Here is a 23,484-nt window from a genome sequence, read left to right as displayed (position 1 = left end):
GTCACGTGGGCGGACGCGTCCGCCGGTACGTCTCCGCCAGGGCGGTGGCCTCGTCGAGGGTGAGGCCGCCGCCCTGCTCGTACGCCCAGGTGTACGCCGCGTCGTCGAGGCCGGCCCGCACGGCCTCCTCCGCCTCGGCCAGGTTGCGGCGCTCGATCACCGTCGGCACGTACTTGGGGGACAGCAGCGCCGCCTGAAGGCCCAGCAGCCGGGCGGCGTCCGCGTACGCGCCTTCCTCGGCCCCGCCCTCGGCGGCGAGCCCCGCCAGGGCTCGGGCGATCGCCGTCAGGTGAGCCGAGGGCAGGTGAGGGGCGATCATCGTGGACAGCCGGTCCCGCGAACGCTCCAGCGCGGTCAGGGCGTCGCGCAGGGCGGCGGCGTAGGCGCCCTCCAGGTTGTCCAGCCAGGCCAGCATGCCGAAGGCGAAGCCACCGAAGACGGCGATGTCGCCCCGGGTGAACTCATCCTTGATCATCTCCACCTGGGCGCGGGCCTCGGCCACCCGGCCGCGCGCACCGAGGACGAAGGCCAGATGCATGCGGGCGACCGGCATGGCCTCGTGGTTCGAGAACCGGTCCCCTTCGCAGACCTCCCGCAGCACGGCCTCGGCCTCCGGCAGCCGGCCGAGCTCGGCGAGCGGCCCGGCGTACCGGGCGCGCAACAGCGCCACCTGGGACCGGGCACCGATCTTCCGCGCGTACTCCACGGCGGCTGCGTAATCGTCCAGGGCCTCGCTGAAGCAGCCCGTCCGTTCGTTGGCCTCGCCCCGGGACGCCAGGGCCTCGGCCATGCCCCAGTCGTCGTCGAGCCGGGTGAAGATCTCCAGGCTCTCGTCGGCGTCGACGCGCGCCAGGTCCGCGTGACCGGAGTGGCCGGCCAGGAAGTTGGCGCGCAGCTGAAGCGCGGCGGCCAGCTCCCACTCGTAGCCGTAGGCGCGGCAGGTCCCGACCGTCGCGTCCAGCGCCTCGCGGGTGCGGGCCATGTCCCCGGTGAACATGTTCGCGTACATCCAGAACGTGCCGGGCATGCGGCAGGTCTGCGGCTGTCCCGGCCGGTAGGCGTCGGCGATGATCTGGAGCCGCGTCTGCCCCTCGGCGTCCGACCAGGCGGAGAAGACGTCGTCCACGCTGCCGATCTGGATCAGCGCCGACCCGCGCCGCGCCTCCGCGAGTTGGTCGTCGTCCATCGGCGGCGGCCGGTCGGTGGCCGCCTCCGGCAGCGAGGGGGCCCGGACCCCGGGCCGCGCGAACGGGTCGGGGCCCAGCGAGGAGGCGGACTCGGCCCACTGCCGGGCATCCGCGCGCAGGTCGCGCAGCATCCAGTACCAGGACATCGACAGCACGATGCACAGCGCCTCGTGCTCGTCCCGGGCGGCGACGGCGTGGCGGAGCGCGGTGCGCAGGTTCTCGTACTCGCGGCGGATGGCCGCGATGGCCGCGCGCTGCCCCGCCCCCCGCATGGCCGGCCCGGTCGTCCGGGCCAGCTCCCGGAAGTGGACCAGGTGGCGCCGGCCCACCGCGTCCCGCTCCCCCGCTTCGTCGAGGCGCTCGCCCGCGTACTCGCCGACCGTCTCCAGCAGCCGGTAGCGCATCTCCCCGTCGTCACCGGGCGCGGCGACCACGAGGGACTTGTCGACGAGGGAGCCGAGCAGGGCCGCCACGTCGAGGCTGTCGACGGCGGGGCCACCCGGTCCGGCGGGCAGCGCGCAGACCTCCTCGGCGGCGGCCAGCGAGCAGCCTCCGGCGAAGACGGAGAGGCGGCGCAGCACCGCGCGTTCGGCGGCGTCCAGCAGGTCCCACGACCAGTCGACGACGGCGCGCAGGGTCTGCTGGCGGGGCAGCACGGTGCGGCTGCCGTTGGTGAGGAGGCGGAAGCGGTCGTCGAGCCGGTCGGCGATCTGACGCGGGGTGAGCATCCGCAGCCGGGCGGCGGCGAGTTCGATGGCGAGCGGCAGCCCGTCCAGCCGGCGGCAGATCTCGGCGCAGGCGGCGGCGGTCGCCTCGTCGGCGTCGGTACGGAAGCCGGGGCGGGCGGCGGCCCCGCGTTCGGCGAGCAGCCGCAGGGCCATCGGGTCGGGCAGCGGGTCGACGGGACGGACGAACTCGCCCGGTACGCCGAGGGGTTCGCGGCTGGTGGCGATGACGGTGAGCTGGGGGCAGTGGGTGAGGAGGTGGTCGGTGAGGGCGGCGGCGGCGCCGATGACGTGCTCGCAGTTGTCCAGCAGGAGCAGCATCCGGCGGGGGGCGCAGTGTTCGGTGAGCCGGACGACGGGGTCGGCGGCCGTGCGGTCGGTGGCTCGCAACTCCTCCGCCCCGGCCCCGCGCAGCACGGTCTCGCGGGCGCCGAGCGCGGTGAGGACGGCCTCGGGCACGGTGTCCGGGTCGTCGACGGGGGCCAGTTCGGCCAGCCAGACGCCGTCGGGCCAGGCCTCGGCGACGGCCTCCGCGGCCTCCTGCGACAACCGGGTCTTGCCCGCGCCGCCGGGCCCGAGCAGGGTGATCAGCCGGGCGCGGCCGAGGTCCTCGCGCAGGGCGGCCATGTCGGTGTCGCGCCCGACGAAGCTGGTGAGCCGGGCCCGGAGGTTTCCGTGGGCGGGCGGCTGGGCCGTGGCGGGTGCGGCCTCCGGGGCGAGGGCGGCCGCGGCTCCGGGGCCGGTGACGGGCGGCTGCGTCGCGGGCGCGGTCCCGGGGGCGGCCCCGGTCACGGGTACGGCCTCGGGGCCGGGCGCGGCCCCGGTCGTGGGTGCGGGCCGCTGCGCGGTGTCCTGTTCCCGCCCTGCGGCGGTCCGGGGCGCGGGCTGCGAGCTGCTCTCCGCCGCCGCGTCCGGGGCCGGGCGCGGAACCGAGGGCGCCGACGGGCCGGACCCGGGCCGGGGCGCGGGCCGCTGCGCACCCGAGGACCGGCCGTCGGGCCCCGGCGCGGGCGCACCCGAGGACCGGGGGTCAGGCCCCGGCGCGGGCGCGCCCGAGGGGTGCGGGAACGGCTCCGGTCGGAGCAGTTCCGTGTGCAGGGCCCGCAGGGCCGGTCCCGGGGCGGTGCCGAGGCGGTCGTCCAGCAGGGTGCGGACCTCTTCGTACGCGGCCAGCGCCTCGGCCGGGCGTCCGGCGTCCCGCAGGGCCCTGATGCGCAGGGCCTGGAGCGGTTCGTCGAGCGGGTGGGTGCCGCAGAGCACGGCCAGCTCGGGCAGCGCCTCCCCCGGTCTCCCGAGGGCGAGGAGCGCCCCGAGCGCGGCCCGCCGCGCGTCGAGCCTGCGGGCCTCCCAGCGCGACGCGATCGCCGTACGGTCGGGCAGATCGGCGAGGGCGGGCCCGTGCCACAGGGCGAGGGCCTCCCCCAGGACGGCGAGGGCACCGGCGGCGTTGCCGTTCTCCAGGGCCCGGCTCCCCTCCCCCGCCAGCCGCTCGAAGCGGTGCAGGTCCACGGCGTCCGGCGGGGCGGCGAGCCGGTAGCCGCCCGCCACGGATTCGACGGCGCCGCGGCCCAGGGCCCGCCGCAACCGGCCGACCAGGGCCTGGAGCGCGCCGGCCGCGTCGGCGGGCGGGTCGCCGCCCCACACCTCGTCGACGAGGTGTCCGGCCGGGACGGTCCGGCCGGGGCGCAGCGCGAGAACGGTGAGCAGGGCGCGCAGCCGTGCCCCGCCGAGGGTGACGGCCGTGCCGTCGTCGCGGAGTGCCCGGGTGGTACCGAGGACGCAGTAGTGCACGGAGCCCATTGTCCGTGACGGGCGGCGGACCGACGTTGACCGGGTGGAACTCCACGAGCGGTCACGGACGTTCCAGCCGTGCCGGACCGTACGATCTCCCCGTCGCCTGCCCCAGGAGCCGAACGCCGATGACCACCGCAGCCACTCGCGGCGACCGGAGGATCAGCCCGGTCTTCCTCGGTATCGCCGCCGTCACCGCGGTCGCGGGCTGGGCGGTGTGGACGGGCTTCGCGGACGCCACCGGCTTCGCGGTCTTCCTGTTCGTCACCGGGGCCTGGATCGTCTCCCTCTGCCTCCACGAGTACGCGCACGCCCGCACCGCGCTGCACAGCGGGGACCTGTCGGTGGGGGCGAAGGGCTATCTGACGCTCAACCCGCTGAAGTACACGCACGCGCTGCTGAGCGTCGTGCTGCCGGTGCTCTTCGTGATCATGGGCGGGATCGGGCTGCCCGGCGGTGCCGTCTACATCGAGCGCGGGCGGATCCACGGCCGGTGGAAACACAGCCTGATCTCGGCGGCGGGCCCCCTGACGAACGTGGCGTTCGCGCTTCTCTGTACGGCCCCGTTCTGGCTGGACGCGCTGGACGGGGTGCCGCGTGCCTTCCAGTACGCGCTGGCGTTCCTGGCGATGCTCCAGGTGACGGCGGCGATCCTGAACTCCCTGCCGATCCCGGGGCTGGACGGCTACGGGGTGATCGAGCCCTGGCTCTCGTACCGGATCCGCCGCCAGGTGGAGCCGATCGCACCGTTCGGGCTGATCGCCGTGTTCGCGATCCTGTGGATCCCCGAGGTGAACATCGCCTTCTTCGACGCGATCCACACGCTGCTGCGGGCGCTGGGCGTCGAGGAGTACCAGCGGTACTGCGGCTACGACCTGTACCGCTTCTGGCGGGGACTCTTCGACGAGCAGGATCCGGGCTGCGCGGTCGGCTGACCGCGCGGCCCGGGTCGCCGTGTCAGACCGCCGGGGCGGTGGGCCCGCCGGCCGGGGCGGCGGGGCGAGCGGCCCGGGACGCCCGCACGGCGGCGGCGAGGATCGCGACCACGACGCCGCCGAAGGCCCAGGCGCCGAGAATCCACAGGGCGCCGGTGGTGGCGTTGCCGTCGAAGTAGACGGTGTTGCGCACCACGGTCGTCCCGGCGCCCGGCGGGAGCGCCTGGCCGATCGCGCTCCAGAACGGCGGCAGCAGCGAGGACGGGTACACCCCGCCGGAGCTGGGGTTCCCCAGGATCGTGAAGATCAGGATGGTGAGGCCGAGGCCGATCGTGCCCGCCACCGACTGGAGGGCGACGCCCACCGCGCCGGAGGCGAACACCACGAGGGTGCCGATCCCGACGAGTTCCCAGAACGCGCCCGGCAGGCAGTCCAGCACCGGGCCCACGATGATCGCGCCGCCGATGCCCGAGACGAAGCCGTACGGCAGCATCGCCGCCAGCCGGACGAGGGTGCGGCGCAGGGTGGGCTTCTTGGAACCGGCCGCCATGTTCAGGGCCGAGGCCGCGAGATAGCCGCCGATGGTCCAGCTGAGGACGATGTAGAAGGAGGAGAGGCCCCGGGAGTCTCCGGCGGCGGGCGGCCGGATGTCTCGGACGACGATCGTCCGGTTCTCCGCCCGGGCGACCTCCTGAAGGATCCCGGTGGCCGCGGCGGTGGCCGAGGGCCCGCCCGCCGACGCCACGATCAGGGTGTCGGTGCGGCTCGCCGGATCCACCACGAGGGCGGCATCCGTACGGCGGTCGAGCAGCCGCGCGCGTGCCTCGGCACGGTCCTGGACGGCCGTGACCCGAAGCGGGTCGCCGGGCAGCGCGTCGAGGCGGGCCACCAGGTCCCGCTGCACGGCGGGCGGGGCGACCAGGGTGATCGGCACCCGGTGCGGCTCGGGTGCGTGGAAGGCGCCCATGTAGGAGAGGGCGAAGCCCAGTTGCAGCAGGAGTACCCCGAGCATGACCAGAGCGGCCCGGGTCGAGACGGCGTCCCGCACTTCCTCCCAGAATCCCTGGGTACGGTCCCCCGCCTGCACGGTCGACCCCGAAACGTCGTCCCTCGCGTCTGCCACACGGCCTCCCTCGTCCGGTTCCGCCACGTGCGTGGCAGGGCCGTCACATGCTCGGCCCCCGGGGGCGCCGCCCGGCCGGGGCACGCCCGGGGAGGGGCGGGCTCGACCGGATTGGCGGAAGCCGGGAACGGTGGAGCGGGGAGCGGTGGAGCGGGGAGCGAGGTGGGGTCAGCCCGCGTCGGAGGCGGTCGCCGTGGTGGTGGCGGTGGCCAGGCGGTGCCTGCGTACGTAGAACCAGGTCATGTTGGACGAGAGACCCGCGATGAGCACCCAGACGATCCCGAGCAGGCTGCCCTGGGCGAAGGAGACCACGGCCGCCACGACGGCGAGGACGCAGACGACGAGGGCGTAGAGGGCGATGCGGGGCATGGGGAACGGCTCCTGTCGGGAACGGGTCGCGCTCCCTGCCGGGAACGGTCGCGGTCCCGTCCAGTGTCCCCCATGCCCCGTTGTGCCCCGCCCCGGGGAGCGCCCGGACCCGTTTCGGAGCGCCCCCGGGGGCCGGCCCGGTCAGACGTCGGTGGTGCGCAGTCCGGCGTGGGCCTTGTAGCGGCGGTTGACCGAGATCAGGTTGGCGACCAGCGACTCGACCTGGTGGGCGTTGCGCAGCCGGCCGGCGAAGATGCCCCGCATCCCGGCGATCCGGCCTGCCAGCGCCTGGACGAGGTCGGTGTCGGCGCGCGCCTCGCCCAGGACCAGGACATCGGTGTCGATCTCCTCGATGGACTCGTCCTGGAGCAGCACGGCCGAGAGGTGGTGGAAGGCGGCGGTGACCCGGGAGTCCGGCAGCAGGGCCGCGGCCTGTTCGGCGGCGCTGCCCTCCTCGGGCTTGAGGGCGTAGGCGCCCTTCTTGTCGAAGCCGAGCGGGTTGACGCAGTCGATGACGAGCTTGCCCGCGAGTTCCTCGCGCAGGGACTGGAGCGTCTCGGCGTGGCCGTCCCACGGCACGGCGACGATCACGATGTCGCTGCGCCGGGCGCACTCGGCGTTGTCCGCGCCCTCGACGCCGAAGCCGAGCTCGGCCGCCGCCCGCTCGGCGCGGGCCGCGTCCCGGGAGCCGAGGGTGACCTTCTGCCCGGCGCGGGCGAGCCGGTAGGCGAGGCCGCGGCCCTGCGGTCCGGTGCCGCCGAGCACACCGACGCTCAGCCCGGATACGTCGGGGAGGTCCCAGGGGTCCTTGGCGGGGGGCTTGGGCGCGCTGCCGCTGCTGTCCTGTGTAGTCATGGGCCGACCCTACTGCCAGGTAGCGCCCGGGGCAGCGGCCCCGTCGGCCCCCGCGGGCCCGGCCGGCCTCCGGCCCGGTTCCGCTCGGCGCGCCGTCCTCCGTTCGGGTGAGGGGCGGCCGACCGGGGGCGACCGGGGCGGCGGACCGGGGCAGGATGCCGGGCCATGGATGCCGTACGTGTCGCCCTGCTCCGCGATGTGCTGGCGGGAACCCGGTGGCCGCAGGACGCCCGCCGGTTCGCGCTGGCCCTGCGCGCCTCCGTCGTCCCGCGCGGCCGCCTGCTGCTGGCGGGGACCGAGGCGTACGAGCCGTGGCATCTGGCGGCGCATCTGTCCGACGAGTCCGCCTGGTCGGGGCTGCCGGAGCTGACACCCACCCTCGTCCGGCACCGGGTGGCGGCGGGCGACCCGGCGCACCTGGCGGTCGGGCTCGGCCGGATCGCGGCGGCGGGGCGCGGCGAGACGGTGCTGCTGGTCGCACCGGAGCGGCCGGGCGAGGGCCTGCTGGAGCGGGTGCACGACGCCCGGCGGGCCGGGGCACGGGTGCTCACCCTGGACGGCGGCGACCCCGAGGTCGGCGGCCTGGCGCACGAGTCGCTGGTGGTCGCCGGGGACGACGACGTGGACCTCGACATCGTGCAGCACCTGGTGAGCGCCGCCGCCGGGGAGAACGGGCGGCCTCCGGCGGGCGGCCGGCGCACGTTCCGGGACCGGCTCGCCCTGCTGGCCGACCGGCTGACCCAGCCACCGCCGGTCCGCTGGTAGCCGGACCGGGCCCGCCGGAGGGGGGTGGGCGGAAAACCCGTTGCCCGCCCCACCCCGGGGTCCGGATCATGGCCCTTCGTGACCTCAGCGCCTCCCCCGCCCCCCGCCTCCCCCTCGTCCCCGCCGCCGTCACGACCGGGGCGGTTGCGTGCCCTGCTGCCGGATCTCTCGCCGTGGCGTTCCTCGCCGGACTTCCGGCTGCTGTGGGTGCAGGGCCTGATCACGTACTTCGGCAGCTTCATGGCGCTCATCGCGCTGCCGCTCCAGATCAAGGACCTCACGGGCTCCCCGCTCGCGGTCGGGGCGATGGGCGCGGTGGAGCTGGTGCCGCTGGTGGTATTCGGACTGTACGGCGGGGCGCTCGCGGACTCGGTGGACCGCCGCCGGGTGATCCTGCTCACCGAGGCCGGGCTCGGGGTGCTCGCCGGGATCCTGCTGGTGAACGCCCTGCTCCCGGAGCCGCTGCTGTGGCCGCTGTACGTGGTGGCCGGCGGGGTGTCCGCGCTCGCCGGGCTGCAGCGGCCCGCGCTGGACTCCCTGATGGCCCGGATCGTGCCGCACGAGCAGCAGACGGCGGCGGCCGCACTGAACTCGCTGCGCTGGCAGATCGGGGCGATCGCGGGCCCGGCGCTGGCCGGTCTGGTGGTGGCGTACGCCGGTCACGGCACGGCGTACGCGGTGACGGTGTGCACGTTCGCCGTCTCCGTCGTGCTCTGTCTGCGGCTCTCCCCCGCGCCGCCCGCCAAGGAGGCGTCGAAGCCGTCGCTGCGCGGCATCGTGGAGGGGGCGCGGTACGCCTGGAGCCGGCCGGTGCTGCTGGGGACGTACGCGATCGATCTGGCGGCGATGTTCTTCGCCTTCCCGAACACGATCTTCCCGTTCCTGGCGGACGAGCTGGACGCGGAGTGGTCGCTGGGGCTGATGTACGCGGCGGGCTCGGTCGGCTCGCTGGTGCTGGGGCTGACCAGCGGCTGGACGAGCCGGGTGCGCAGGCACGGGCTGTTCGTGGTGTTCGGGGCGGCGGCGTGGGGGCTGGCGATCGCGGCGGCCGGCTGGTTCTCCAGCGTGTGGGTGGTGCTGGTCTGCCTGGCCGTGGCGGGGGCGGGCGACATGCTGAGCGGGCTGGGGCGCTCGACGATCTGGAACCAGACCATTCCGGAGGAGCTGCGGGGGCGGCTGGCGGGTATCGAGGTGCTGTCGTACAGCGTCGGCCCGCAGCTGGGTCAGGTGCGGGCCGGTGCGATGGCCGGCTGGACCGGGACCCGGTCGGCGATCTGGACGGGCGGGGTGGCGTGCGTGGCGTCGGTGGCGCTGTTGACGGCCGCGTTGCCGAAGCTGGTGCGGTACGACTCGGAGACGGACGAGGACGCGGTGCGCAGGCGGGAGGCCCGGGTGGAGGGGTGACCCGGTTCCGGGGCCGCGCCCCGAGCCCCGCGCCCCGAGCGCCGGAGGCGCCGAGAGGATGCCCTCAATCGCCGGACGTGCTCGGGTTGCCGCCGGGCGGGCTTGATGGGCCCTTGTCCTCGTCGTGCCATTTCGGGTCCGTGTCCCACTCCAGGTTGCGGTCGCGCGCGGTGTCCATCGCGTGCTGGGCCGCCTCGCGGGAGGTGTACGGGCCGAAACGGTTCAGCGCCGGGCACTCCGGGCCTTCCTCGACCTTCTTGTGCTCCAGGCAGTAGTACCACTCGCCCGGTTTGCCGACCGTGCGCTTCTTGAACAGGGCCATCGACGGCTCCTTTCCTTACCGCCATGGTGCCCCGACGCCGCTGGTTAGACTCGCTGGCATGTCTGGCCAGTCGCTTCTCGTACCAGGGGAGATCACTCCCGTCCGTTCCGTACCCGGAAACATCCGGCGCCCCGAATACGTGGGGAAGCCGGCTCCGACGCCGTACACCGGCCCGGAGGTCCAGGACGCCGACACCATCGAGCGGATGCGCATCGCGGGCCGTATCGCCGCGCAGGCGATGGAGGAGGCGGCCAAGCACATCGCCCCGGGCGTGACCACCGACGAGCTGGACCGGGTCGCCCACGAGTTCATGATCGACCACGGCGCGTACCCCTCCACCCTCGGCTACCGGGGCTTCCCGAAGTCGCTGTGCAGCTCGCTCAACGAGGTCATCTGCCACGGCATCCCCGACTCCACCGTCCTGCGCGACGGGGACATCGTGAACCTCGACGTCACCGCGTACATCAACGGGGTGCACGGCGACAACAACGCCACCTACCTCTGCGGCGACGTGGACGAGGAGTCCCGGCTGCTGGTCGAGCGCACCCGGGAATCCCTGAACCGGGCCATCAAGGCGGTGAAGCCCGGGCGGCAGATCAACGTCATCGGCCGGGTCATCGAGTCGTACGCCAAGCGGTTCGGCTACGGAGTCGTCCGCGACTTCACCGGCCACGGGATCAACACCTCGTTCCACTCCGGCCTGATCATCCCGCACTACGACAGCCCGCACGCCACCACGGTGATGCAGCCGGGTATGACGTTCACCATCGAGCCGATGCTGACGCTGGGCACCCACGAGTACGACATGTGGGAGGACGGCTGGACCGTGGTGACGAAGGACCGGAAGCGGACGGCCCAGTTCGAGCACACGTTGGTCGTCACGGAGACCGGAGCGGAGATCCTCACCCTGCCGTAATCACCTCGAACCGATCACCCCGAACTGTCTGATATCGGGCCCTCCGCTCCTTCCTGGCGTGTTTTTTTACCGACAAGCAGTCGGGAACCAGTTGACTTAGGTAAGCCTAAGTAGGAGGATCGGCGTATCGGCACGCACCGTCGCGACGGCCGCCTGCCGATATGTCCGTCTCTTTCTGGACTGCCCCGTCCCCTCGGTCCCCGGAGGCCCGCCTTGGACGCAACCGCCACCGTCACTCCCTTCTCGACGCTCATCCGCACCGCGTCGCACGAGCAGCACACCGAGGCCGAGACCTCGACCTTCATGAGTGACCTGCTCGGCGGGCGGCTGGGAGTGGACGCGTACACGCGCTACACCGAGCAGCTGTGGTTCGTGTACCGGGCGCTGGAGGAGGGCGCGGAGGCCCTGCGCGACGACCCGGTCGCCGGTCCGTTCATCCAGCCCGAGCTGATGCGCTCCACCGAGCTGGAGCGCGATCTGGCGCATCTGCGTGGGGCCGACTGGCGCGAGGGGCTCGAACCGCTGCCCGCCACCGCGGCGTACGCGGCCCGGGTCGCGGAGTGCGCGCGCACCTGGCCCGCCGGCTACATCGCCCACCACTACACGCGCTACCTGGGCGATCTGTCGGGCGGTCAGATCATCCGCGACAAGGCGGAGAAGACCTGGGGCTTCGAGCGCAAGGGCGACGGCGTCCGGTTCTACGTCTTCGAGCAGATCACCAACCCGGCCGCCTTCAAGCGGGGTTACCGCGAGCTGCTGGACGGGGTGAACGCGGACGACCTGGAGAAGCAGCGCGTCATCGAGGAGTGCAAGCGCGCCTTCGCGCTGAACACCGCGGTCTTCCGCGAGCTGGGCGAGGTCTTCCCGCTCAGCGCGTGACCGCTGCTCCACGGTCTGCCGCCGCCCGGGTTCGGCCCCGGGCGGCCAACAGGACGCGGCCCCCGACCTCCACCGTGCCGTCCGGCGCTGGTGCGGTGAGGATCTGGGAGCCGCGTCCTTGTGTGATGTTCAGGGCCCGGCCGAGGTGGGCGCTCAGCAGCATGGCCGCGGCGCCCGTCGCCTCGTCCTCGACGATTCCCTCCCCGCCCCGCCTCGGGAAGGCCCGCGCGCGCACCCGTCCGGCCGCCTCGTCCTCCCAGGCCCAGGCGTAGAGCCAGCCCTCGCCGGGCGGCGGTCCCGGCAGCGCCTCGACCTCGGCGGCGTTCGCGTACTGCTGGAGCGTGCGCGGCGGGGCCCATTCGGGGCGGGCGGTGATCCAGGTGAACTCGCCGTCCTGGCGCGCGAACACGTCCCCGACGGCCAGTTCCAGGATCTCCAGGTCCAGCAGCCAGGCCGCGCCCACCAGCGGGTGCCCGGCGAACGGCAGCCGGAGCCCCGGAGTGTGGATGTCCACCCGGCCGCGCTCCGGATCGTCGACGAACACGGTCTCGCTGAAGCCCAGTTGACAGGTCAGCCGCTGCCGGGACGCGTCGTCGGGGTGGCCGCTTCCGTCGCGTACGACGCCGAGGGCGTTGCCGTACCGGCCGTCGGGTCCGCAGAACACCCGCAGGACGTCGATGCCCCGGGGTACGTCGTAGTCGTTCACCAGGGCATTCAAGCACTGCCGGGCGCGCGGGCGGGAAGCGAGCCGGGTACGGCCCCGGGGCCGGGTGCGCGAGCGGGTGTGCTCGCGCGCCCGGCCCCGGGGGATGTGCGGGTGGATCAGGCGGTGGTGTCGCGGCGGCGGCGCGCCGCGATCACGACACCGGCACCGGCCGCCACGACGACGCCGGAGGCGGCGATCAGGGCGCCGGTCGGGACGTCGGAGCCGGTGGAGGCCAGCGCACCGGAGCCGCCGACCGAACCGCCGGTGGAGCCGCCGCCGACCGTGCCGCCTGCGGCGGTCGAACCGCCCGCCGTGGAGCCGCCGGTGGAGCCCGGACCGCCGGTGGAGCCGGAGCCTCCGGTGGAGCCGGAGCCTCCGGTGGAGCCGGTGGCGTCGCCCGGCAGCTGGGCGTCCTTGTCGATGGAGACCGCGACGTTCAGCGCGTCGAGCGCCTCGCCCTTCTGGTAGAAGCCGCCGAACGCCCTGGCGCCGTCCGCGGTGAGCGTCGCCGGGATGCCCGTGAGGTTCACGATGCCGCCCTTGGCGGCGAGCGCACCGGCGGGCACCTTCAGGTCGGCCAGGGACAGGGCGGTGAACTCGCTGACCTCACCGCTCTTCCGGTCCTTGGAGGAGACGTCGGCGAGGAGCGTGCCGGAGGTGCCCTCGATGTCGACCTTCAGGTTGCTGAGGGAGAGGTCGAGGAGGTACTCGCCCTGGGTCTCGTGGCCCAGGAAGCGCACCCTGCCCTTGAACGCGGCGTCGAGGGTGTTCTTGTCGGCGTCGAGGAGACCGGTGGCCTTGGTGAAGCGGTAGCTGTCGCCGCCGGCGGACGCGCCGTCGCTCGTCTCGATCCTGCCGTGGGCGATGGTGCCGACGACGTACGTGCGGAACGCCTCCCTGACGCCCCAGTCGAGGGTGCCGTCGACGACCGGACCGCTGACGGGCGCGGCGGTCTCGGAGGCGGTGGGGGCGGGGTCGGTGCTCGGGCCCCTGGTCGGGTCCGTGGTGGGGTCCGGGCCCTTGGTCGGGTCCGTCGTCGGGTCCGGGTCCTTGGTGGGATCCGGGTCCTTCGTCGGGTCGGGGTCCTTCGTCGGGTCCTTGGTCGGGTCGTCCGACGGGGTCGGGCTCGGGGCCGCGGTCTTCAGCGTCAGCGTCGCCGGGTCGAGCTCGGCGCCTTCCGCGTAGAAGCCGGCGAAGGCCTCCGAGCCATCGGCGGTGAGCCTGGCCGGAATGCCGGTGAAGACCGTCTCGCCGTTCGCGCCGCGACCGCGCTCGGCGCCGGTGATGTCGAGGGCGGCGATGGGGGCGTCGTCCTTGGTGACGACGGTGCCGTCCATCTTCTTGGTGGTGAAGTCGGCGGTGATGGTGCCGGTCTCCCGGCCCGTGCCGGCCTTGATGTCGCTCAGCTCGACGTCGAGTGCGCCGTGGTGGCCCTCGAACCGGACGCCGCCCTTGAACGCGGTGTCGGAGGCGTGCGTCCCGACGTCGTAGGAGCCCTTGCCGTCGACGAAGGTGAACACACCGTTGCCTTCGGCCTGTTCAGCGCCGTCGGCGACGGTGATCTCGCCCTGGGCGATGGGGCCGGCGATGTACGTGCGGAAGGACTCCTTGATGCCCCAGTCCAGCGTGCCGTCCACGATCTCGAACTTCGGGGCGGCGGCAGGGCCGGCGGCCGGGGAGCCGGCGGCGAGCGCCGGGAGGGCGAAGGCGGTGGCGCCGAGGGCGGCGGCCGTGGCGACGGCCGCGGCAAGGGCTGCGGGGCGGCGGTTTGCTGCCATGTCGGTGTGTCTCCTAAGGGGAGAGGGGGCGGAAGAGAGAAGAGAAGCGTGGGGGGAGGGGCGTGAGGATCCATGAGGCACACATGGGGGTGCCGGGGTCAGGAAGTCCGGGGGGAATCGGTGGCGTCGGCGGCCTCGGGGGCCGGCCGCGCGGACCGGCGGCGCAGGGCGAAGAACGCCGCCACGGCTCCGAGAAGGAGCAGCGCACCGCCGCCGACGGCCGCCCAGGTGCCGGCGCCCGGGCCGGAGTCGGAGGAGGCGGCCGCCGGTGCGGCGGAGGGCTCCTCGGCGGGCTTCCCGGTGGGCTCGGCGGCCGCGGTCGGCTCGCTGCCGAGGTCGGGCAGCGCGGGCAGCCGGGCCTTCTCGTCGACGGTCACGGCGAGCGAGACCGGGTCCATCGCGGTGCCCGCCCGGTACATGGAGCCGAACGCCTCGGAGCCTTCGGCGGTGAGGGCGGCGGGGGCTTCGGTCAGGGCGGCGAGGCCGTCCTCGGGCGCGAAGTCCTCGGCCTCGAAGGTGACGATCGGGACGTCCGTGGTGGTCCTGCCCTCGCTGGTGACGTCGGCCGAGAGGGTGCCTTCGCCCTTGGCGACGGCGACGGTGACGGCGGAGAACTTCAGGTCGAGGCCGTGGGCGCCGGTGAAGCGGATGCTGCCGCTGAACTGCGCGTCCAGCGTCTCCTTCTTCGCGTCGTACGTTCCCTTGCCCTGCGGGAAGCGGAACAGGGCCCCGCCGTCCTCCGCACCGTCGGCGAGCGTCCATGTGCCCTGCCCGATGGAGCCGGTGACGTACTCGCGGAAGGTGCGGCGCACACCCCAGTCGACGGCGGCGTCCTCGAAGCGGCCCGCCTTCTCCTTGTCCTTCTTCTCCGCCTTGTCCTTCTTCTCGCCCTCGTCCTTCTCCTTGGCGGGGGCGGAGGGCTTCGGCTCAGCGCCGCCCCTGGTGTCGACGGAGAGGCTGACCGGGTCGAGCGGGGTGCCCTCGGTGTAGTAGCCGGCGAAGGCGGAGGCTCCTTCGGCGGTCAGCGTGGTGGGGACGCCGGTGAGGGCGATGGGGGTGGAACCGCCCTTCATGTTGATCCCGCCGAGGGCGAGCCTGGCCAGGGGCACCTGGGAGCGGCCGGAGACCTTGCCGGTCCCCCGCTCCTTGCTGACCACATCCGCGTGGAGCATGCCGCTGCCGCCGCTGACGCGGATCGTGGGGCGGCTGATCGTGAGGTCCAGCTCATTGCCGCCGTCGGCCTTCTGGTGACCGGTGAAGTGCACGCCCCCGGAGAAGCCGGAGGCGAACGCCCCGGAGTCCGGGTCGTAGGAGCCGGTCGCCGAGTGGAAGCGGAACTGGCTGCCGCCGACCGTGGCCGCGCCGCCGGTCAGGTTCCAACTGCCGTTCGCGATGGGCCCGGTGACATAGCTCTGGAAGGACGCCTTGATACCCCAGTCCAGCCGTCCACCCTGCACCGTGCGGCTTGCCGCTTGCGCGGTGGCGGCGGGGAGCAGGGCTCCCAGCAGGACCGCGAGGAGCGCGACGGCGAGCGCGCGGGGGGATCTGGGCGACGGCATGAGGGACCCTCCGAGGACTGGATAGTCAGGTAAGGCTAACCTAAGCTACGTTCAGGCCGCGCCGGAACCCCTCCGCCACCTCCACCCTCGCCACGCACCCGAACCACCCACCGCACGCAGCAGAACGACAGGACGGTGCCTCAGTGCGCATCTCGCAGGACTTCGCCTCGATGGGCCCGGACGCCGCGACGACGGCCCGCCGTCGCCCGGCCCGGGGCAGGGCCGCCGCCGCGCTCACCGCTGCCGTCGCCTTCGCCCTGGTCCTGACCGGCTGCGGTGGAGGCAGCGATTCCGCGCCGAAGTCCGCGTCCGCCCGGAGCTCCGCCGACGCGGACCGGGTCGAGCCGCTGGCCGGTACCCCCGCGCCGAGGCTGCCGGTGACGGTCGACTCGGCGGACGGCAAGGAGGTCACGATCGACTCCACCGAGCGGATCGTGCCGCTGACGGGGTCGCTCAGCGAGATCGTCTTCACCCTGGGCCTCGGCAAACAGGTCGTCGCCCGGGACATCACCGCCACCTTCGAACAGGCCGAGAAACTGCCGGTGGTGACCCGCGCCCACGACGTCTCGGCGGAGAGCGTGCTCTCCCTGAAGCCGACGATCGTGCTGGCCGACACCACCACGGGACCGTCCGAGGCCATCGACCAGATCCGGGACGCGGGCATCCCGCTGCTCGTCGTCGAGCCCGCCGAGGAGCTGTCCGACGTGGGCCGCCGGATCGACACCGTCGCCGAGGCCCTCGGCGTACCGTCGGCCGGTACGGAGCTGAAGAAGCGCACCGAGAAGCGGATCGCCGACGTCCAGAAGTCCGTCCCGGCCCCCGCCGACGGCAAGAAGCCCCGGGTCGCCTTCCTCTATCTGCGCGGTTCGGCCTCCGTCTATCTGCTGGGCGGCGCGGAGTCCGGGGCCAGTTCGCTGCTGGAGGCCGCGGGCGCGGTCGACGCCGGGAAGGAATCGGGGCTGGACAAGGACTTCACCGCCATCACCAGCGAGGCGCTCGCCAAGGCCGCTCCGGACGCGATCCTGTTGATGACCAAGGGGTTCGAGTCGGTCGGCGGCATGGACGGCCTGGTGAAGATCCCGGGGATCGCGGAGACCCCGGCCGGCCTGGACCGCCGGGTCGTCACGGTCGACGACGGCGTGCTGCTGAACTACGGCCCGCGCACCGACCGGGTGCTCACCGAGATCGTCGAGCAGCTGTACGCGAAGGGCGGAAAGGGCCAGTGACCACCTCGTACGAGGAACGCACCGGCCCCGTGGAGAAGTCCCCGGCCGGACCGCCGAAGGGCGCCGCGCCCGACACGCCTGGCGCCAAGTCCCCGCACGGCAAGGCGTATCTGCTCACCGTGGGGCTCTCGCTCACCCTGCTCGCCGGCTGTCTGCTGTCGGCGGCGATCGGCGCGTACGACATCCCGCTCGGGGACGTCGTGTCCTCCGTGCAGCACCGCATCGGGCTCGGCGGGCAGGCGCTGGACCGGGTCGGCGAGAGCGTCCTGTGGAACGTGCGGCTCCCCCGGGTCGCCCTCGCGGTGCTCGTCGGCGCGTCGCTCGGCTGCGCGGGCGCCCTGATGCAGGGCGTGTTCGGCAACCCGCTCGCCGAACCCGGCGTGATCGGGATCTCGGCGGGCGCGGCGGTCGGCGCGGTCGCCTCGATCGCGCTCGGCCTGACCTTCTTCGGCAACTGGACCATCACCGTCTTCGCGTTCGTCGCGGGACTGGCCACCGTGCTGCTCGTCTACGCGCTGTCGCGCTCCGGCGGCCGGACCGAGGTGGTGACGCTGATCCTCACCGGTATCGCCGTCAACGCCTTCGCGGGCGCGCTGATCGGCCTGTTCATCTTCTTCGCGGACAACGCGCAGATCACCCAGATCACCTTCTGGCAGCTCGGCTCCCTCTCCCAGGCGACCTGGCCCAAGGTGCTGGCCGTACTGCCGTGCGCGCTGGCCGGGCTGCTCATCGCCCCGTTCCACTCGCGCAAGCTGGACCTGCTGGCGCTGGGCGAACGGCCCGCCCGGCACCTGGGCGTGGACGTGGAGCGGCTGCGGATCGTGCTGGTGCTGGTGGTGGCGCTGCTGACGGCGGCCGCGGTCGCCGTGGCCGGGATCATCTCCTTCGTCGGGCTGCTCGTCCCGCATCTGCTGCGGATGGCGAACGGCCCCGGTCACCGCTTCCTCGTCCCGGGCAGCGCGCTCGGCGGCGCCCTGGTGCTGGTGGCGGGCGACCTCGCGGCCCGGACGGTGGCGGCCCCGGCCGAGCTGCCGCTCGGGGTGCTGACCGCGCTCTTCGGCAGCCCGTTCTTCTTCTGGCTGCTGCGCAGGACCCGTCGCAAGCAAGGGGGTTGGGCATGAGGACGCTGAGAGATCTGTTCGCGGTACGCACCCGGGAGCTGCCCTCGCCCGTCGCGCCCGGCTCCCCCGCCGTGGAGGCCGCCGGACTCTCGGTCCGCCTCGGGCAGCGGCAGGTGCTGGACTCCGTCGACCTGACCGCGCACGCCGGCGAGGTGGTCGCCCTGGTCGGACCGAACGGGGCCGGCAAGTCGACGCTGCTGGCCGCGCTGGCCGCCGATCTGGCCCCCGGAAGCGGCGAGGTGCGGATCGACGGCCGCCCGGCGGCCGCCTGGTCCGCGCCCGAACTGGCGCTGCGCCGCTCGGTGCTGCCGCAGGCCGCCGTGCTGTCCTTCCCGTTCCCGGTGGAGGACGTCGTACGGATGGGGCGCGCGCCCTGGGCCGGTACGGAGCGGGAGGACGAGGACGACGCGGCGGTGGCCGCGGCGATGGCGGCGACCGAGGTGACCCGGTTCGCGGCCCGCCCGTTCTCGGCGCTGTCGGGCGGCGAGAAGGCGCGGGTGGCGCTGGCCCGGGTGCTGGCCCAGCGGGCTCCGCTGATGCTGCTCGACGAGCCGACCGCCGCCCTGGACCTGCGCCACCAGGAGCTGGTGCTGCGGATCTGCCGGGAGCGGGCCGCCGCCGGGGACGCGGTGGTCGTCGTCCTGCACGATCTGGGGCTCGCGGCGGCGTACGCGGACCGGGCCGCCGTCCTGCACGACGGGCGGATCGCGGAACTGGGCCCGCCCGAGGCGGTGTTCAGCGGCGAGCTGCTCGGCGAGGTCTACCGGCAGCCGGTGGAGGTCTTCCCCCATCCGCGTACGGGCACACCGCTGATCGTGCCGGTACGTCCGAACTGACGCGGTTCCAGGGGGTGTCCTGTCGATCAGGCCGGCAGGTCACGGTGTGGACGCTGTATCCGGTCCGTGCCCGCGCGCCCTTCGTCGCCCCGGTAGGGTTTCGACGGTCAGTGCGGGCGACGGATGCGGAAGGCGCAGAAGCAGCGGATGACGAGACACCCTGGGCTGGGCCGGCTGACGGCGGGGCTCGCGACGGCGACGGTGCTGTGCCTGACGGCGACGGGCTGTGTGACGGTGCACGGGGAGCTGGAAGTGCTGCCCGGGGCGAAGAAGTCCGAGGCCGCCCAGGCGCTCAAGGACTTCACCGACGCCTACAACGCGGCGGACAAGGCGTTCGATCCGGCGCTGGACGCGGACCGGGTGACGGGCTCGCTCGGCGCGATCAACCAGGCCGGGCTGAAGGCCCGCCGGACGTACAACCCGGACGGCAACAAGGCGCACAAGCCGTTGGTGCTGGACGACGCGACCTACGTCATCCCCAAGAAGGCGGGCTGGCCGCGCTGGTTCCTCGCGGACACCGACTCCAACCGGGACCAGGACGGCGGGAAGCTGGACACCCGCTGGCTGGTGGTGTTCGTGCGGACGGGCCCCGACGCCCTGTGGAAGGCGGCCTACCTCGGCGTCCTCCCGGCGGCCCAGGTGCCGGAGTTCACTCTGGACGGGGACGGGCTCGCCACCCCGGTGAAGCCGCGGGATGAGGAGCTGGCCGTGCCGCCCGCGGATCTGAGCGCCTCGTACACCGGCTATCTGCAGAACGGCACCCCGGACGTGTTCGCCCCGTCCACCTCGACCTCCGGCTGGCGCGAGACGCGCCGCACCACCCGGCGGGCGGGGTTCTCGTACCAGTACGTCGACCAGCCGCTGACGGGCAGCACGTTCGCGCCGCTGGGGCTGCGCACCGAGGACGGCGGGGCGCTGGTCTTCTTCAACAGCAAGCACTTCGAGCGGCAGGTCGCCGCGAAGGGGCTGCGGCCCGAGGTCAACCCGGATGTGAAGGCGCTGCTCACCGGCGAGGTGAACAGCACCCTCACCAAGGAGCGGGTCTCCAGCCAGCTGGTGCACGTGCCGCCGCGGGCCGCGGGGGCCGGTGCGGAGGCGGGCTCCGGCGGCAAGGTGCGGATGCTGAACCGGCTGCCGGGCCTGATCGCGGCGAAGGGCGAATAGGCGCCCGGCGCGGATCGGCGCCTCCGCGCGGCTCAGCTCTTTTGCGCGGCTCAGCTCTTCCGCGCGGCTCAGCTCTTCCGCGATTCCGCGCGGCTCAGCGGCTCAGCGGCCAGGCGATCGCGTCGTGGTCCAGCTCGCTCTGCTCGGCGCTGCCCACGTACCGCGCGCAGGCATCCGTGAGCGTCTCCAGCAGGGTCAGCGGGTCGGGCAGCTCGTGCTCGGGCCCGCGCACCCAGCGGACGTCCAGCTCACCGGGGAGCCGGGCGGGCGGCAGGAGGACATAGCTGCCCCGGCAGTGCCAGCGCAGACCCGGGTGGGCGTCCATCGTCTCGGGGTGGCAGTCCAGCTCGCAGGGCCACCACTCGTCCTCGTCCTCGGGGGTGCCGCGGGTGGCGGTGAAGAAGAGCATCCGGTCGTCGCCGGACTCGGCGACCGGACCGACGTCGATGCCCGCGTCGAGAAGTCGCTCCAGGGCGCTCCGGCCGGCGGTGAGCGGTACGTCCAGCACGTCGTGGATCATGCCGGTCGCGGTGATGAAGTTGGCCTGCGGCTGACCGGCCGCCCAGCGCTCGATCTGGGCCCGGTCGGTGGTCGACTGGGTCTGCCAGGCGAAGGAGACGGGATGCCGGGCGGGGGTGGGACAGCCGATGCGTTCGCACGAACACCGGTATCCGACGGGGTGGGCGGCGGGCGCGATCGGCATGCCCGCCTCGGCGACCGCCAGGAGCAGCGCCACCCGGGCCGACTCGTCGGTGTCGGCCCCCGATGATCTGGGACGTCGCCGCAGCCACTGGGAGATCCTGCTCTCTGTGCCGCGGAAACGGCCGGAATCGGCGCCCATCTATCCCCTCACCTCAGCAGTTCACCTCAGCGTTGCCTGTCCATGGTCGCACCATCCTGCGGTTCGGGTGGCCAGAGTTCACCAGCGGGGCCGTGTACCACTGCGCCGAGTGAGCACCATCACGCCCGATATCCCCATATTCTGGATACGACGGAGGGGGTGGGTGGTCACGTTCGCGGAGCGAGCCCGCCGATCGCGTAATCGACGATCTCGTCGGCGTACGCGTGGGTGAGCGGCAGGGTCCGGAGCAGCCAGCGGTGCATCAGCGGCCCGATGAGCAGTTCCAGGGCGATCCGGGGATCGACGTCGGCGCGTACGTCCCCGGCCTCCTGGGCGGCCCGCAGCCGTGTGACGTACAACGCGAGCTGCGGGTCGAGCAGCTTGTGGACGAACTCGGCCCCGAGCTTCGCGTCCACGACGCCCTCGGCGGTCAGCGCGCGGGTGGGGGCCTCCAGCGTCGGGTCGTTCAGCTCGTCGACGGTGGCCCGCAGGACGAGCTTGAGGTCGGCGACCAGGTCACCGGTGTCGGGAATGCCCGGGGCGGTCTCGCCGGGCCCGGCCCCGACCTCCTCGGCGGCCCGGCCCGCCAGGTCCAGGAAGGCGTCCATCAGCACGGCGGCCTTGGAGGGCCACCAGCGGTAGATGGTCTGCTTGCCCACCCCGGCGCGGGCGGCGATACCCTCGATCGTCGTCCGCCGGTATCCCACCTCCGTGACGAGGGCGAGGGCGGCGTCGTGGATGGCGCGGCGGGAGCGGTCGCTGCGGCGGCTGGAGTCGGGTGCCTTGGTGGGTGCCATGCGGCCAATCTACCCCCGGACGAACCGATACGTATCGTCTTGGAATGTCTCCGGTGATGCTCCCGGGCGCGTCCCCCGTGACGTCCCCCGTGACGTCTCCCGCGGCGTTCGGTGGACCGCCCCGTCGAATCGCTGCGGATCCGGCGCGCGCAGCGCACCATGGGCTCACGCACAGACCGTGCGCATCCCACCGTTCCGCGGCCCCGGCCGCCGATCGCGAGGAGCCGGATGTGAACCGTGAGGCCACCCCTCGTCGTTACCTGATGTGCGCGCCGACGCACTTCCGGGTCACCTACTCCATCAACCCGTGGATGGACCCGTCCAAACCCGTCGACCTGCCGCTCGCCCAGACCCAGTGGGAGGATCTGCGCGACCGCTACCGGAGCCTCGGCCACACCGTCGAGCTGCTCACCCCCCGCCCCGACCTGCCCGACATGGTCTTCGCCGCCAACGGCGCCACGGTGATCGGCGGCCGGGTGCTCGGCGCGCTGTTCGCGTACCGGGAGCGGTTCGAGGAGGCCGGGGCCCACCGGGACTGGTTCCGGGAGAACGGCTTCGCCGAGGTGCATGAGCCGGAACACGTCAACGAGGGCGAGGGGGACTTCGCCGTCACCGCCTCCTACCTGCTGGCCGGGCGGGGATTCCGGTCCAGCCCGCTCTCACACATGGAGGCCCAGGAGTTCTTCGGGGCGCCGGTCATCGGCCTCGATCTGGTGGACCCGCGCTACTACCACCTGGACACCGCGCTCTGTGTGCTGGACGCGGCGGCCGACGAGATCATGTACTACCCGGACGCGTTCTCCGCGGGCAGCCGGGCGGTGCTGCGCCGGCTGTTCCCGGACGCGCTGCTGGCGCGGGAGGCGGACGCGGCGGCGTTCGGGCTCAACTCGGTGAGCGACGGGCGGCACGTGCTGCTGCCGCAGGGCGCGACCGGGCTGCTCGGTCCCCTGCGGGACCGGGGCTACGAGCCGGTCCCGATGGACCTGGGCGAACTGCTCAAGGGCGGCGGCAGCGTGAAGTGCTGTACGCAGGAGCTGCGCGGCTAGCCTTCGGCTTTTTCGGCTCCTCCGGTGCCTTCCGGCGGCCAGGGATCGCCCCAGGCGACGTCCCTGGCCGCCCGGTACAGCGCGCCGTGGCGCTTGCTCACCGTGGCGCGGGCCAGCCCCTCGTCCCGGGTGCACAGCTCCAGCTGGACCAGGCCCTTGCGGATCTGCGGCTTGCGGGTGATCCGGGCGGGCGCCGGGGCGGCGGGGAAGCGGGTGCCGACGACGTAACTGAACTTCTCGTCCTCGTGGCTCAGCGAGCCGCCCTTGACCTGCCGGTGCAGCGAGGAGCGGCTGACCCGGGCCGAGAAGTGGCACCAGTCGGTCCCGGGCGCGATCGGGCAGGCGTCGCTGTGCGGGCAGGGGGCGGCGATCCGCAGCCCGGCGGCGGTCAACCGGTCGCGGGCCTCGATGATCCGGGCGTAGCCGTCGGGGGTGCCGGGCTCGACGATCACCACGGCCTGCCCGGCCCCGGCGGCCGCGTCGACCAGTTCGGTCCTGGCGGCGGCCGGGAGTTCCTTGAGGACGTAGCTGACGGTGATCAGGTCGGCCGGGGCGAGCTCCAGGGCCGCCCCGATCCGGGCCCGCTCCCAGCGCGCGGCGCGGAGCGACGGCACACCGGAGGCCTCGGCCAGTTCCCGGCCGAGCGCGAGGGCCGGTTCGGCCCAGTCCAGGACGGTGGTGGCCGGGCCCTCCCAGGCCCCGGCGACCGCCCAGCTCGCCGCGCCCGTGCCGCCGCCGATGTCGGTGTGGGTGGCGGGGGCCCAGCCGGGCGCGGCCTCGACGAGGGCGTCGAGGGCCGACCGTACGGCTTCGAAGGTGGCGGGCATCCGGTACGCGGCGTACGCGACGACGTCGGAGCGGTCCCGCAGGATCGGGGCGTTCGTCGGGGTCTCCCCGCGGTAGCTGGCGATCAGCCGGTCGACGGCCTGCGCGGCCTGCTTGGGCGGCAGCCCGTCGAGCAGCCCGGCCAGCGCCGCGCGCAGGGACTGTGCGGTGGGGAGGGTGGCGTTCACCGGCGAATTGTAGGCGGAGGCGGCCCGTCGGCCGCATTCCGCTTCGCCGTCGCCGGAGGGGGTACGCGGGGACGTACGCGGGCGGGACGGGGGCCGGGCGGGCCCGCACCCGGGGTTCACGTAACC

General features: G+C 73.7%; 21 protein-coding genes. 10 read left to right on the top strand and 11 right to left on the bottom strand.

Translation table 11 applies throughout. The features are described 5' to 3' along the window. Position 1 precedes the first annotated feature (1 nt). Positions 2-3,712, bottom strand: coding sequence for an AfsR/SARP family transcriptional regulator (locus tag IE145_RS26500; protein WP_189527969.1), 3,711 nt, complete (start codon positions 3,710-3,712; stop codon positions 2-4). A gap of 119 nt (positions 3,713-3,831) precedes the next feature. On the opposite strand from IE145_RS26500, the gene IE145_RS26495 reads away from it, so the two are divergent. After that, the gene (locus IE145_RS26495) at positions 3,832-4,638 is read left to right on the top strand and encodes a site-2 protease family protein (RefSeq protein ID WP_189527968.1); all 807 of its coding nucleotides are present in this window, start codon (positions 3,832-3,834) and stop codon (positions 4,636-4,638) included. Between the two features lie 22 nt (positions 4,639-4,660). Here IE145_RS26495 and IE145_RS26490 read toward each other — a convergent pair whose 3' ends face one another. The 3 genes from IE145_RS26490 to npdG form a co-directional block, all read right to left on the bottom strand. Next, positions 4,661-5,761 carry an ABC transporter permease gene (locus tag IE145_RS26490; RefSeq protein ID WP_189527967.1) on the bottom strand — a complete coding sequence of 367 codons (1,101 nt, stop codon included), beginning with the start codon at positions 5,759-5,761 and terminating at the stop codon, positions 4,661-4,663. Between the two features lie 168 nt (positions 5,762-5,929). Continuing rightward, positions 5,930-6,130, bottom strand: coding sequence for a hypothetical protein (locus tag IE145_RS26485; RefSeq protein WP_189527966.1), 201 nt, complete (start codon positions 6,128-6,130; stop codon positions 5,930-5,932). Between the two features lie 141 nt (positions 6,131-6,271). Continuing rightward, the gene (gene npdG / locus IE145_RS26480; RefSeq protein ID WP_189527965.1) at positions 6,272-6,985 is read right to left on the bottom strand and encodes an NADPH-dependent F420 reductase; all 714 of its coding nucleotides are present in this window, start codon (positions 6,983-6,985) and stop codon (positions 6,272-6,274) included. Positions 6,986-7,150: 165 nt separating this feature from the next. Between npdG and IE145_RS26475 the strand changes: the two genes are divergently transcribed. Both IE145_RS26475 and IE145_RS26470 read left to right on the top strand, forming a co-directional pair. Beyond that, positions 7,151-7,750 (top strand): hypothetical protein, encoded by a 600-nt coding sequence (locus tag IE145_RS26475; RefSeq protein WP_189527964.1) that lies wholly within the window; start codon positions 7,151-7,153, stop codon positions 7,748-7,750. 144 nt (positions 7,751-7,894) lie between these two features. Next, positions 7,895-9,154: an MFS transporter gene (locus IE145_RS26470; RefSeq protein ID WP_189527990.1), complete on the top strand. Its 1,260-nt coding sequence runs from the start codon at positions 7,895-7,897 to the stop codon at positions 9,152-9,154. A 64-nt stretch (positions 9,155-9,218) separates the two neighbouring features. On the opposite strand, the gene IE145_RS26465 is transcribed toward IE145_RS26470, so the two are convergent. Then, on the bottom strand, positions 9,219-9,476 hold the full coding sequence (locus IE145_RS26465) for a hypothetical protein (RefSeq protein WP_189527963.1): 258 nt from the start codon (positions 9,474-9,476) through the stop codon (positions 9,219-9,221). A 58-nt stretch (positions 9,477-9,534) separates the two neighbouring features. Here IE145_RS26465 and map point away from each other — a divergent pair, with 58 nt between their 5' ends. Both map and IE145_RS26455 read left to right on the top strand, forming a co-directional pair. After that, positions 9,535-10,392, top strand: coding sequence for a type I methionyl aminopeptidase (map, locus tag IE145_RS26460; protein WP_189527962.1), 858 nt, complete (start codon positions 9,535-9,537; stop codon positions 10,390-10,392). Positions 10,393-10,605: 213 nt separating this feature from the next. After that, positions 10,606-11,271 (top strand): biliverdin-producing heme oxygenase, encoded by a 666-nt coding sequence (locus tag IE145_RS26455; RefSeq protein WP_189527961.1) that lies wholly within the window; start codon positions 10,606-10,608, stop codon positions 11,269-11,271. On the opposite strand, the gene IE145_RS26450 is transcribed toward IE145_RS26455, so the two are convergent. The 3 genes from IE145_RS26450 to IE145_RS26440 form a co-directional block, all read right to left on the bottom strand. Next, positions 11,261-11,977 (bottom strand): PhzF family phenazine biosynthesis protein, encoded by a 717-nt coding sequence (locus IE145_RS26450; RefSeq protein ID WP_189527960.1) that lies wholly within the window; start codon positions 11,975-11,977, stop codon positions 11,261-11,263. The two genes, IE145_RS26455 and IE145_RS26450, sit on opposite strands and share 11 nt — an antisense overlap. Before the next feature lie 116 nt (positions 11,978-12,093). Further along, positions 12,094-13,755: an HtaA domain-containing protein gene (locus IE145_RS26445; RefSeq protein ID WP_189527959.1), complete on the bottom strand. Its 1,662-nt coding sequence runs from the start codon at positions 13,753-13,755 to the stop codon at positions 12,094-12,096. Between the two features lie 98 nt (positions 13,756-13,853). Further along, positions 13,854-15,314, bottom strand: a complete 1,461-nt coding sequence (locus tag IE145_RS26440) for an HtaA domain-containing protein (protein WP_189527958.1) — start codon at positions 15,312-15,314, stop codon at positions 13,854-13,856. Between the two features lie 143 nt (positions 15,315-15,457). On the opposite strand from IE145_RS26440, the gene IE145_RS26435 reads away from it, so the two are divergent. The 4 genes from IE145_RS26435 (at position 15,458) to IE145_RS26420 (ending at position 19,661) form a co-directional block, all read left to right on the top strand. Continuing rightward, on the top strand, positions 15,458-16,540 hold the full coding sequence (locus tag IE145_RS26435; RefSeq protein WP_189527957.1) for a heme/hemin ABC transporter substrate-binding protein: 1,083 nt from the start codon (positions 15,458-15,460) through the stop codon (positions 16,538-16,540). Continuing rightward, positions 16,537-17,661 carry a FecCD family ABC transporter permease gene (locus IE145_RS26430; protein ID WP_189527956.1) on the top strand — a complete coding sequence of 375 codons (1,125 nt, stop codon included), beginning with the start codon at positions 16,537-16,539 and terminating at the stop codon, positions 17,659-17,661. The genes IE145_RS26435 and IE145_RS26430 overlap by 4 nt, the downstream gene beginning before the upstream one ends. After that, a complete protein-coding gene (locus tag IE145_RS26425) occupies positions 17,658-18,497 on the top strand; it encodes a heme ABC transporter ATP-binding protein (protein WP_189527955.1) in 840 nt (279 codons plus the stop codon). Before IE145_RS26430 ends, IE145_RS26425 begins: the two co-directional genes overlap by 4 nt. Positions 18,498-18,644: 147 nt before the next feature. Beyond that, complete coding sequence (locus IE145_RS26420; protein ID WP_189527954.1) at positions 18,645-19,661, top strand: SCO2278 family lipoprotein; 1,017 nt, start codon at positions 18,645-18,647, stop codon at positions 19,659-19,661. Positions 19,662-19,755: 94 nt separating this feature from the next. Here IE145_RS26420 and IE145_RS26415 read toward each other — a convergent pair whose 3' ends face one another. Both IE145_RS26415 and IE145_RS26410 read right to left on the bottom strand, forming a co-directional pair. Beyond that, a complete protein-coding gene (locus tag IE145_RS26415; RefSeq protein ID WP_189527953.1) occupies positions 19,756-20,502 on the bottom strand; it encodes a bifunctional DNA primase/polymerase in 747 nt (248 codons plus the stop codon). 167 nt (positions 20,503-20,669) lie between these two features. Beyond that, positions 20,670-21,299: a TetR/AcrR family transcriptional regulator gene (locus IE145_RS26410; protein WP_189527952.1), complete on the bottom strand. Its 630-nt coding sequence runs from the start codon at positions 21,297-21,299 to the stop codon at positions 20,670-20,672. A gap of 128 nt (positions 21,300-21,427) precedes the next feature. Between IE145_RS26410 and ddaH the strand changes: the two genes are divergently transcribed. Further along, positions 21,428-22,345, top strand: a complete 918-nt coding sequence (gene ddaH / locus IE145_RS26405) for a dimethylargininase (protein ID WP_373296640.1) — start codon at positions 21,428-21,430, stop codon at positions 22,343-22,345. Here the strand turns inward: ddaH and IE145_RS26400 are convergent. Further along, entirely contained in the window at positions 22,342-23,358 is a 1,017-nt protein-coding gene (locus IE145_RS26400; protein ID WP_189527950.1) for a small ribosomal subunit Rsm22 family protein, read from the bottom strand. The genes ddaH and IE145_RS26400 overlap by 4 nt on opposite strands. Positions 23,359-23,484 lie beyond the last annotated feature (126 nt).

It is taken from the genome of Streptomyces sindenensis, assembly GCF_014649035.1.
GTDB classification, from domain to species: domain Bacteria; phylum Actinomycetota; class Actinomycetes; order Streptomycetales; family Streptomycetaceae; genus Streptomyces; species Streptomyces sindenensis.
This window is presented reverse-complemented; position numbering and strand designations above follow the sequence as displayed.

Bases quoted from the DNA above. Each gene is read 5' to 3' on its own strand.
- IE145_RS26485 (WP_189527966.1), bottom strand. From the start codon at position 6,130: ATGCCCCGCATCGCCCTCTACGCCCTCGTCGTCTGCGTCCTCGCCGTC.
- npdG (WP_189527965.1), bottom strand. From the start codon at position 6,985: ATGACTACACAGGACAGCAGCGGCAGCGCGCCCAAGCCCCCCGCCAAG.
- IE145_RS26425 (WP_189527955.1), top strand. From the start codon at position 17,658: ATGAGGACGCTGAGAGATCTGTTCGCGGTACGCACCCGGGAGCTGCCC.
- map (WP_189527962.1), top strand. From the start codon at position 9,535: ATGTCTGGCCAGTCGCTTCTCGTACCAGGGGAGATCACTCCCGTCCGT.
- IE145_RS26465 (WP_189527963.1), bottom strand. From the start codon at position 9,476: ATGGCCCTGTTCAAGAAGCGCACGGTCGGCAAACCGGGCGAGTGGTAC.
- IE145_RS26410 (WP_189527952.1), bottom strand. From the start codon at position 21,299: ATGGCACCCACCAAGGCACCCGACTCCAGCCGCCGCAGCGACCGCTCC.
- IE145_RS26495 (WP_189527968.1), top strand. From the start codon at position 3,832: ATGACCACCGCAGCCACTCGCGGCGACCGGAGGATCAGCCCGGTCTTC.
- IE145_RS26415 (WP_189527953.1), bottom strand. From the start codon at position 20,502: ATGGGCGCCGATTCCGGCCGTTTCCGCGGCACAGAGAGCAGGATCTCC.
- IE145_RS26500 (WP_189527969.1), bottom strand. From the start codon at position 3,712: ATGGGCTCCGTGCACTACTGCGTCCTCGGTACCACCCGGGCACTCCGC.
- IE145_RS26420 (WP_189527954.1), top strand. From the start codon at position 18,645: ATGACGAGACACCCTGGGCTGGGCCGGCTGACGGCGGGGCTCGCGACG.
- IE145_RS26475 (WP_189527964.1), top strand. From the start codon at position 7,151: ATGGATGCCGTACGTGTCGCCCTGCTCCGCGATGTGCTGGCGGGAACC.
- IE145_RS26445 (WP_189527959.1), bottom strand. From the start codon at position 13,755: ATGGCAGCAAACCGCCGCCCCGCAGCCCTTGCCGCGGCCGTCGCCACG.
- IE145_RS26440 (WP_189527958.1), bottom strand. From the start codon at position 15,314: ATGCCGTCGCCCAGATCCCCCCGCGCGCTCGCCGTCGCGCTCCTCGCG.